Genomic DNA, 10,307 nt, shown 5'->3' with positions numbered 1-10,307 from the left:
ACAGGTGTGATACGTGACGGTGCTGCGGTTCGGTTTCTTTATAGTCCTCAAGCCATTCCTGGATGCGGCCGTCTTTAGCTATAACACCCGGAGGAGGGAGTCTTTTTACTTTGGCAGCCAGCGTTTTACTGAAGGCTTCGTCCTTGCCTAATACTTTGCTTGCAGTGATCACATTGTTGAATAACTGGCGGATGATCTGGTTATCAATGGTTGGGCCTACACAGATACTGGCATGTGTGCCATCGGGCAGATAAAAGCTATTTTCGGGCGATGACGAAGGCGAGGTAACCAGCCAGCCGGTTTTAGCATCGCTGATAAGCATGCTGTTGTAAAATTGAGCGGCACCTTTCAGTATAGGGTAAATTTGTTTCAGGTAGTTTTTATCTCCTGTAAAATCATAATGCTGCCACAGGTTGTCGCAAAGCCAGCCCGAGCCCACTTTACAAACTCCCCATGAAGCGCTCTCACCCGGCTCGGTAAAGCCCCATGGATTGGTGATCACGTGGGCTACCCAGCCATCCGCATTGTAATAGGCTTTGGCCGTTTTTTCACCATGCGGTACCATGCCTTTAACCAGGTCGGCAAGGGGTAGGTTCAATTCTGACAGGTTGGAAACCTCAACAGGCCACTGGTTCATTTCAATATTGATATCCAGGTGGTAATCGCCATTCCATGGGGTATGAACTTCATTAGCCCACAAACCTTGAAGATTTGGTGGAAGCAAGCCCACGCGGGTGCTGCAAATGCTCAGATAGCGGCCAAACTGGTAAAATAAAACAGGCAGGCCTTTGTCTGCATCGGGATTGGTATGGAAGGCGATAAGCCTTTGATCGGTTGTTAGTTTCTCAGCTTCTGAAGTTCCAAGATCAACTTTTACGCGGTTAAAGAGTTTTTGAAACTTGGCGATATGCTGTTGCTTTTCCAATGCATATGGCTTGTTCAAGGCCACGCTCATTGCATTGTTCAATTTGCTGAGGTATTGCGGGTTTTTAAAATCCGTGCCTGCCGATACATAGATCAAAACCTCGGTAGCATCTTTAATAACCAACGACGTAGCCGTTGTGCTTAACGACCCACCGGTTAATTTCGCTTTAACCGCTGCCTTGTAAGACACACCTTTGCCATCGGTACCATTATCCAGCTGACCGATCAAATCAAGTTCATCACCGGTAGTTAAGGTAACGCCACGTTCCGGGCGACTGATATTGATGCTCAGGTTTAGCATTCCCGGTTTATCGGCGCTTAGTTTGATCACATCCACATCATCACCAAAACTGGTAAAATATTCGCGTTTGTAGGTTACGCCGTTTACCTGGTAGGTGGTTTTGGCAAGGGCATTGTTTAATGAAAGCTCACGTTCGTAATTTTCATATTTTACATCTTTATCATCAATGCCTTTGTATTGATAGCTGAGGTTCAGGTCACCCAGCATCTGGAAACAGCCGAAAGGCACTCCGCCAGATCCTTTGCCGGTACACACAAACGATTTATCGATAATGGCCTGTGCTTCTACGTTTTTGCCGGCTGCAAGCAAAGTCCTGATCTCGGGCAGTTTTTTATAAGCCTCGTAATTATTGGCATCCTGCGACGAGCCCGACCACATGGTGATATCATTCAATACTACTTTCTCTGTAGTAACACCACCATCGGGCATCATCCCCAGTCGACCGTTACCAAGAGCAACGGTTTCTTCCCAGCGCTGGGCGGGTTGCTTGTACCAAAGCTTTAATTGTTTTGTTTGTGCGTGTGTAAACGTTGTAATACCTGTTATCATTACAGTTATTAGCAGGGGCGTTCTTTTTGGCATGTTTATATTAATTAGGTTTTCTGTTTTAAGCTTGTTTATTTACCTGCGGCAATTACAGGTATTTCTTCGGCGTTTTTGTTCAATTCCAATACAATCACATTGCTGTTTGTATCAGGTAAAGTTTGCGGCAAATCAATGCTATAGCCTGTTGTATCCTGTTTATAATTTACTTTGGTTCCGCCCAGCACATAGGCGTTGGTTATGTTAACGCCGGGCAGGTTTGGTAATGCAATTTTATCACCTTTTTTCTGAAATATGTGCAAATAGATCTTGTTTCCCTTGCGTGTAACAGCATAGTTATCATTCGGAGGATAGGGGCCTCCTTTGGTGCCATAGATACTTTCGCCATATTTTTTTAACCAGACACCCATTTGCTGCAGGGTTTCAATCTGGCGTGCTTCGATGCGACCGTCAGGCATCGGCCCAACATTAAATAACAGGTTGCCGTTGCAGGCAGCGGTTTTAACCAAGGTTTGGATACATTCCTGCGCGGTTTTCATTTTATCGTTAGGTTTCCAGGCCCATTGCTGGCAAATGGTAATGCAGCTTTCCCATGGCTCGTTCATGTTAAGCTGACCAATTCGCTGCTCGGGGGTAAGATAATCACCTACCGACTGGTCATTCAGTTTCTCGCTTTCTTTACCTAAGCGATTGTTTACAATAACGTTGGGATCAACACTTTTGATGAAATTGTAGATCTCCTGCCCGTCGGTATTGGTCCAGGGTTTTTCCCAGTAACCATCAAACCAAAGCAGGTAGGGGTGATATTTGGTGATGAGCTCTTTTAACTCATTCTTCATTTGCGTTTTAAAGGCTACCATATCGCCCTTAACATTCTTAGTCGAATCGTAGGGGTTGTGGATAGGGTAGTTAGGGTCGTGCCAGTCGAGCACGGTGTGGTAGATGCAAAAAAGTATGCCCTGTTTTTTGCAGGCTGCGGCAAGTTCGGCCACCATATCGCGTTTATAGGGTGTTTTGCTGATGTTATAACCGGTAAATGCGGATGACCACAAAGCAAAGCCATCGTGGTGTTTGGCGGTGATCACCAGGTATTTCATGCCGGCTTCTTTAGCTGCTTTTACAATGGCATCTGCATTAAATAAAACCGGGTTAAATTCCTTGTACAGGTTGTCATAATCATCCTGAGCTACTTCCTTATTGCGACTCCAGCCAATTTCAGTGCCGCGTAAAGTTACAGGCCCGAAGTGTACAAACATGCCGAAGCGTTTGGTCATGAAATCGTCCAAAACTGCTTTTGGGGTTTTTACGGGAGTAGCCTGTTGGGCAAAGCCGATTTTGATTATCGAAAACAGGTAAAGGAAAATAATTGCCGGTTTTTTCATTAAGGTATTTTTGAGGTGGATATTATTAATAGAGGTCGGTCGTCTTTATATTTTGTAAAATATGACCAGGCCCGCAGGGCGGCCCGGTCATAGGGGTATTGTTATAGTAATGCGTTGTTCCAGAAGGTAAGCTCACTCATATTGGTGTAGTTACCCTCGTTGTTTGAGTTGTGTTTGATCCTGATGCGGATGTAACGTACCGGCGGCGGGTTCGGATCAAAACTAACCTTCAATGGCGCGCTGCCATCGTCGGTCCTTTTGATCTCTTTCAGCAGTTTCCAGCCTTTGGAAATTGCTTCAGCAGTCCAGCCTGCATCATTGGCTTTTAAGTTGGTGGTTGCATTAGTCAGATCGGCTATGCCCCATACTTCAAAATCATCGGGGTTGTGGCAACAGTTACGGCCTGTTTCTTCTATAGCAACCAAGCCTTTGTAAAGTGCACCCATATCAAAAGTGATAACTACCGGCAGCGGGCCGTTACCATCACTGTGGAAAATGTTAGGGAAACCCTGCGGGCCTACACTGCCATCCCAAAGCCTGTCGATATCGGTATCTCCTTCGTAAGGTTTGGCATCATTGGTTAAATACACTTTTTTGAAGAGACTTTTATCGCAAATAGCTACGGAATTAATTGTTGGAAAGTCTTCATAGTTAGCTACGTAAAATGTATCCAGTGCATTTGCTACCGGTTTAAACGCCGACCGGAATTGAATCTTTGTATCTGCCTTGTAATCAGCTAATATAACCGACGCGCTATCCGCACTAAGTTTGCCAAAGCTTTCCACACCGGCTTTGTTAGTGTATTTTATATCGGTAAAAACGTTGTGGGTGCTGGTGTCAACTTTCAGGAAGTTAAGCTTAAGTTTTCCATCAGCGCTGATACCGTACGGGTTTGTAACGTTATAGCCCCTGTTTGATAAACCTGACTGATAAATAGGCCCATAAACCCTAACATTATTGATGTCAAGCGGAATAGAACGGTTGCCCTTAGCATCGTACGAGAAAACAGTGAACGAATAAATATACTCGTTTAAGTTTGGTACAACAACCGTTAGGCTATCCGACGGATTGTGGTTGGTGGAATTAAAAATTATCGAATCGGCCTTGTTGTTCCAGTATATTACGTAGCGCGTTATGCTGGGATCGGTACTGGGGTTCCAGGTAATGGCGGCACGTAAGTTTCCGGGGCGCGAATGGGCATTGGCCACCGTACCCGGATATTTAATTTCATGCCCGTTTAAGTATGATTCAAACTGTGTGTCTTGCTTGCTGCAACCATACAACAGGTATCCAAGCAAACAGAAAGCAGCTATTCTGACAATATTTTTCATGTTCGTTTAATCTAAATTATTTAATACCTATTGTGGGTTACCATAAATTGAAAGCTCCATCATGTGGGCAAAGTCACCGTTCGACCATGTGTCATGCACCATAAAGCGGAAGTATTTAATCGGCGTTGAACCCGGAGGGATATTAAAATTAACCCCTGCCGCAACAAAGGCCGCATCGGCCGCATTAGTGAAGCCCGGTGTAAGGCCTGATGGCGGGTTTGGATAATGATAGTTGCCGATATTAACCCAATCGCCAACTACCGTTCCAACAGGAGCATAGTCAGGCAGTCTTACATCCTGTGGTGCGTTAATGTTCGAACCCCAGATGCTGAAATCTTTAGGATTACCGTGTGCATAAGCGTACTGATCAGGCCTTTCCCATAAAACAAAGCGGCTTAATTGTGCCGATACGCCAAGGCTGAAGGTAACCTGTATTGGCGCGGGGGCTCCCGGAGCAGTGTGCCAGCCATTTGAACCGCCATCGGTTTTGCTATCCCAAAGATATGGTACTTCCCATCCGTAAGCGGTGGGGCTGTCGGTAGGGGTTTTATATACCGAAAACTTGCTTTTATCCAGCAGTGTTTCAAATATCGGGGTGAGATTAACAATGGTAGTATCTGAGATATTGCCAAATTTATCGGTAACATATACCCCAAATTGTTGCGGCACCGCCGGATATCCCCGTATCGAATAATTGATGGTATCCACCTGGGTGTAATGCTGATCGACAACCTCAAGGGCCTGGGTTGATTTATCGAAGGCTAATAAAATAACACCTATATCTTTTTGATTAGGGTTCATGGCTTTGATATTTACGCCACCAAAATCAGAAGTGATGGTTAACGTAGGCTTTATCAGCTTGTAGAAAGGTGTATCAGGATGTACTTTAACTACCAGCGGATCTGATTTTACGTTTGCCCTGCTTACCGAGTAAAGTGTTACCTCGTACTCCTGGCTTTTGGCAAAACCGTCAACAGTAACCGTATCCGAGTAATAGCTCGATTTGGTTTGACGGGTGGTTTTATCGTTGATGCGATACTCGGCCTGCACATATAGGAGGTTATCTGAGTTGGGCAGATCATAAGTGATATAAGCACCGCCGTTAAAGTTTTTAACTTTTACATTGGTAACCGAGGCAGGCTTGCTCAAATCGGTCGAAACCTCCTTAACATACCCGTCGTTCTTTTTGCATGAATTTAAGCACGCCATAAACAACGCCGCTGCAAGCACCAGCGCTGTTACCGAATAATTTTTAATGCGTTTCATAATTCCTATTTATATTGAATTAATTCATTTTGAGTTGAAGGGACGCCTACCAGTAGGTAGTTTGCACCAAATTGTTGTTAACGATCAGGTCGTTGTCCTTTATCGGCCAGAAATAATTTTTTAACCCGAAAACAGGTGTTAACACGGTATGTGGCCTGTAATAGTTACCGGCTTCAGATTCATATATATTCCAGCCCTGTAGCGGTACACTTAAAACACTTTGTATCTCTTTCCAGCGGCGAAGGTCCCATCCGCTTTGTGCTTCGAAGCAAAGCTCAATGCGGCGCTCGCGGTGTATGATATCGCGTAAGCCTTCTTTAGTTGTCGGTTTGCCAGGAGTTTTTGAATAGGTTGACCATGACTCCAATATGCCTTTCAAACCAGCCCTTGCCCTTACTTTGTCAACGTAATTATATACATCGGCTGCTGGGCCGTTTACCTCGTTCAGTGTTTCGGCATATAAAAGGTATAAGCCGGCAAGCCTCATCAACGGTAAGTGATATTCAATAGACTGAAAACCATCGTCATAAACTGAAAGATAGTTGGCTAACTTTTTAGGCCAGTAACCGGTAATGTTAAGCGTGTTCAAATCTTTTGGGCCTGCCAATGAACCGGAACCGCGCGCTTCCACATGGTAAGCCTGATCCTGGTTGTAAATGCCGTTACCGTACCAGATACTGCCGTCGAAAGCAATGTTGGCATAAAAGCGGGTTTCGCGGCCGTAGTGCTCATTGACAGTGGTGTAGCCCTGGGCTATGTAATATTTATCGGCATCACCTGCTGTTTTCAGCGCGAAACGGTTGGTGTAATCATAGTTTTTATCCTCGGTTAAGGGTACCCCGTTGGCAGTGTAAAAAAGCTCCTGAGTTGAAAGAGGAACAGCAAACGTTGACGGATTTGAGAAAATATTAACTGCTGATTTTGGCGTTAACCTTGGTGTTGCATAACCCTGGCATGGGAAGGTTGGATTTAATGCCCATATCAGCTCGGGGTTTACATCCCATTTTTCGGTAACCGCGTTTTGAATGGTTAGTTCGTTACGTAACTGGTCTGAAAGGGCACCAACAGTAGGCGGCGCAACAAAGGTGTAAAGCTTAAGCCCGTTGGCTTCGCAGGCATCAATGGCTGCTTTACAGGCATCAGCCGCACGTTTCCATTTCTGCGGATCGACAGTGCTTGAAAACAGGGCCTGTCCATCTTTGTTTTTCATGCTGGAATAATCAGGGTTGCCGTTAAATAACGGGCTGGCCTGGGTAGCTAACATTTCGGCTTTAATTGATAAAGCGGTTAACTGGGTAATACGGCCAAGCTCTTTTGCCTGGTTGGTAATAACCGGCGGCAGGTCTGGAATAGCCTCATCCAGCAACTGTACGCAATAGTTAAATACCGAATCAACCGGTGAGCGTTTTACCCTCACTTCTTCGGTACTGGCGGTAATGTCGATATTGGTTTTTACCAGTGGTACAGGGCCGTATAAGCGGCACAGGTAGTAATGATAATATGCTTTGAGGAATTTTACCTCGGCAATCCATCTTGCTTTTTCAGATGGTGAAAGATCAACTGGCTTGTCAATGTTTTCAAGCATGATGTTGCACCTGCGGATAGAACGGAACAGTGCTTGTCCACCATTTTCGCCATCCCACCAGTTTACTCCCGGGCTGCTGCTGTTTTGCGTACCGCGGATAAGGTTAAACCCATTTTCATTGAGCGGGTGATTGGTAAGGTTGTTTGGATAAATGATCTCTGATGAGGTAGTAAAGCCTATGTTTGAAGTAGGGTCATAAAACTGCTGTAAGGTTGCATAGCAAGTAAACAGGTAGTTTTCGGCCTCGTTACGGTTCCTGAATGCATACTCAAGAGTACCGGTATTATCTGGCGTTACATCAAGATATTTTTTACATGATGCGCCCGAAACCAGGAGCCCTACCAGTAATAAAAGTTTATAATATTGTTTCATAATACTAAGTATTGATCTGTAAAAAATTATAGGTTAACGTTTATGCCTAAGTTGAATACCTTTTGTATAGGGTAAGCAAAACCGTTACCGCCAAGTTCAGGGTCCCAAAGTTTAAAGGCACTCCAGGTATACAGGTTCAAGCCGTTAAAGTAAATGCGGCATTTGGTTACATTTAAGCGCTTTAAAATAGATGGCGGCAATGAGTAACCTATCTCCACCGATTTAAGCCTCAGGAAGCTACCGTCACGCATCCACCAGGTACTGTTTTGGCGATTGTTTTCGATCTGGTTGCCTGTTACACCTAATCTTGGATAGGTAGCATATAAGTCCTGGTTTTCCTCACTCCAGTGACTGTCGGCAAACGCTTTGATCAGCTGAGTATTGCCATATATGTATGGGTCGGGGCTTTGAATAAACGGACTGGTACGGTTAGGATCAATAAAGAACGAAACGCGTGCCTGTCCCTGGAAGAAGCAGGAGATATCAAAGTTTTTAATACCTGCCGATAAACCGTAGCCGTAAACAATTTCAGGAACTGTAGGATAGCCGATGAAGGTTTGATCAGCACCATCAATTTTGCCATCGCCATTTAGGTCGCGGTATTTGATATCGCCGCCGCCCGGAGGGATGCCGTTGGTTGAAAAGATCTGTGAAGGAGAGTTTTTGGCTTCGTTATCGTCAACAAATAAGCGCTCGGCTATATAGCCATACTGCCTGCCTATTTCCTGACCTGTATGGTAACGGTAAGCTTCTTTATATTGAGGCTCTTCGTAGTTGCCATATTTGCTGCTTGCTAAAGTGAAGTTGCCACGGCCCTGTAACCATACATTGTTATTTATAGTAGCCTTATAGTCCATTTGCAGGTCGATACCCTTGGTGTTAGCCGTGCCTATGTTGGCAGTAACGTTGGGATTGCCATATTGGTCAAGCGCTTCAAGACCTAATGTTGTAGGCAATGAAGTACGTGTTTGAAGAATGTTGTAACGATGGTATTTATAAACCTCGGCTACTACATTCAGGTTTTTAAACATAGTAAACTCAAGACCAAGGTTTAGCTGGCGCGAAGTTTCCCAGGTTACATTAGGGTTTTCATAGTTGTTGATGTAAACACCGTTGCGGGTGTAGCCGTTATAAGTACCGAATGTGGCAGGATTGCCGCCGTTAAGGTTAACATCCGACAGGAAGAAGAAACGTTGCGAGCCAATAGCATCGTTACCTACCAAACCATAGCTGGCCCTTACCTTCATGCGGGAGACAACATCATAAAGTCCAGATCCCCAGAATTTTTCGTCAGATACGATCCATGAACCACCGATGGTAGGGAAGAAACCAAACCTGTGATTGGCCGAAAAACGCTCGGTACCATTATAGCCGAAGTTAAACTCCAGGAAATAGCGGCTTTTAAATGAATAGGTAGCACGGCCTGCAAGGGTTAGGTTACGGTAGGGCAGCGAGTATTGAAGGGTTGGTCGATCAAGTACCGGGTCCTTCGCTGCTGAATACACAGTCTGTTGGCGGGTACCGATCAATGAGGCGCTCAGGTTATGATCCCCAAAGGTGTGATTGTAATCCAATACACCCTGGAAATAGATATACGTATTCAGGTTATCAGTGCTGGGGTCGCGGTAATAGCTCAGGTACTCGGTGGCTACGTTGTTGCCGGTTGGCTGCGGGTTAAGCCAGGTTAAAGTGTATTTGTTAGTGGCTTTATCATAGGTATTCACGTTATAGTAAAATGGAGAATACCCCATTTGCGACTGGAAGTAAGAGTACCTGTTGGTATGGAATAAACCATGAAAGTTAAGCCCGTCAGTTATGAAATTCAGTTTCTGGTTTAATTCTAACTGGGCCGATAGCCTTGACTCTGAATAGTTTTTATGGCCACGCAGCAATGCAGCGTAAGGGTTATTGTACGCTATGGCATTTGATGCTGAACCCGCGTTGGCAGGTGATGCGTTACCAAACAGGATGTGCTTAACATCGCGGTTAGCCGAGTCGGCAGGGAAATAAGCCGGGAATAATACCGGGCTGGTATGTACCGCAACGTTATACAAATCGGTAGAGAAGGAAGCATCAGAGGTAAGGGGGCCGTTATACTCATTGAATGAGCCGGCAAGCCTTACAATAAGCTCGGTGCTTTTACTTAAATTGATATTAACGTTTGAGCGCAGCTGGTAATTTTCAAATTTTACGTTGTTGTTGTTATTGTTGGCGATATCCTGGCGCAGGATCCCGTGGTCAACGTTATATGACCCTGATACATAATAACGGGCTACGTCGCCACCACCGCTCACGCTCATATCGGCACGCTGGGTAGCTGTACGTTTTTTGAAAAGCATATCCAGCCAGTCGACAGCAGGATAAACGTATTTATTGCTTCCTGCATCGCCCCGGACGGTGGCTTCGGTATTTAATATTTTATTTTGTGAGAAAGGAAGCGGGCTTAACGGATCGCGGGTGATGGTGGCTTCGTTAAACAGTTTCATATATGTGATCGGGTCGGCAAGCTGCAGTGTTTTGGCCGATTGTGAAATAGAGTTTTCTACCCGTACATTGATCTTGGCCTTACCAACTTTACCTTCTTTGGTGCTTACCAAAATTAC

Annotated in this window: 6 protein-coding genes; all 6 read right to left on the bottom strand. The window is 45.0% G+C overall.

All coding sequences use genetic code 11. The features are described from left to right. Positions 1 to 1,807 (bottom strand): glycoside hydrolase family 95 protein (locus VF500_RS09785; protein WP_330859500.1); only part of this gene is annotated, 1,807 nt, incomplete at its 3' end. Positions 1,808 to 1,842: 35 nt separating this feature from the next. Next, on the bottom strand, positions 1,843 to 3,150 hold the full coding sequence (locus VF500_RS09780) for an alpha-L-fucosidase (protein ID WP_330859499.1): 1,308 nt from the start codon (positions 3,148 to 3,150) through the stop codon (positions 1,843 to 1,845). A gap of 101 nt (positions 3,151 to 3,251) precedes the next feature. Further along, complete coding sequence (locus VF500_RS09775; protein ID WP_330859498.1) at positions 3,252 to 4,481, bottom strand: DUF4998 domain-containing protein; 1,230 nt, start codon at positions 4,479 to 4,481, stop codon at positions 3,252 to 3,254. Between the two features lie 27 nt (positions 4,482 to 4,508). After that, entirely contained in the window at positions 4,509 to 5,747 is a 1,239-nt protein-coding gene (locus VF500_RS09770; protein WP_330859497.1) for a DUF5000 domain-containing lipoprotein, read from the bottom strand. A gap of 46 nt (positions 5,748 to 5,793) precedes the next feature. Further along, positions 5,794 to 7,704, bottom strand: coding sequence for a RagB/SusD family nutrient uptake outer membrane protein (locus VF500_RS09765; protein ID WP_330859496.1), 1,911 nt, complete (start codon positions 7,702 to 7,704; stop codon positions 5,794 to 5,796). Positions 7,705 to 7,730: 26 nt separating this feature from the next. Next, positions 7,731 to 10,307 (bottom strand): TonB-dependent receptor (locus VF500_RS09760; RefSeq protein ID WP_330859495.1); only part of this gene is annotated, 2,577 nt, incomplete at its 5' end.

The sequence above is a fragment of the Mucilaginibacter sp. genome (assembly GCF_036383575.1).
Classification (GTDB): Bacteria; Bacteroidota; Bacteroidia; order Sphingobacteriales; family Sphingobacteriaceae; genus Mucilaginibacter.
This window is presented reverse-complemented; position numbering and strand designations above follow the sequence as displayed.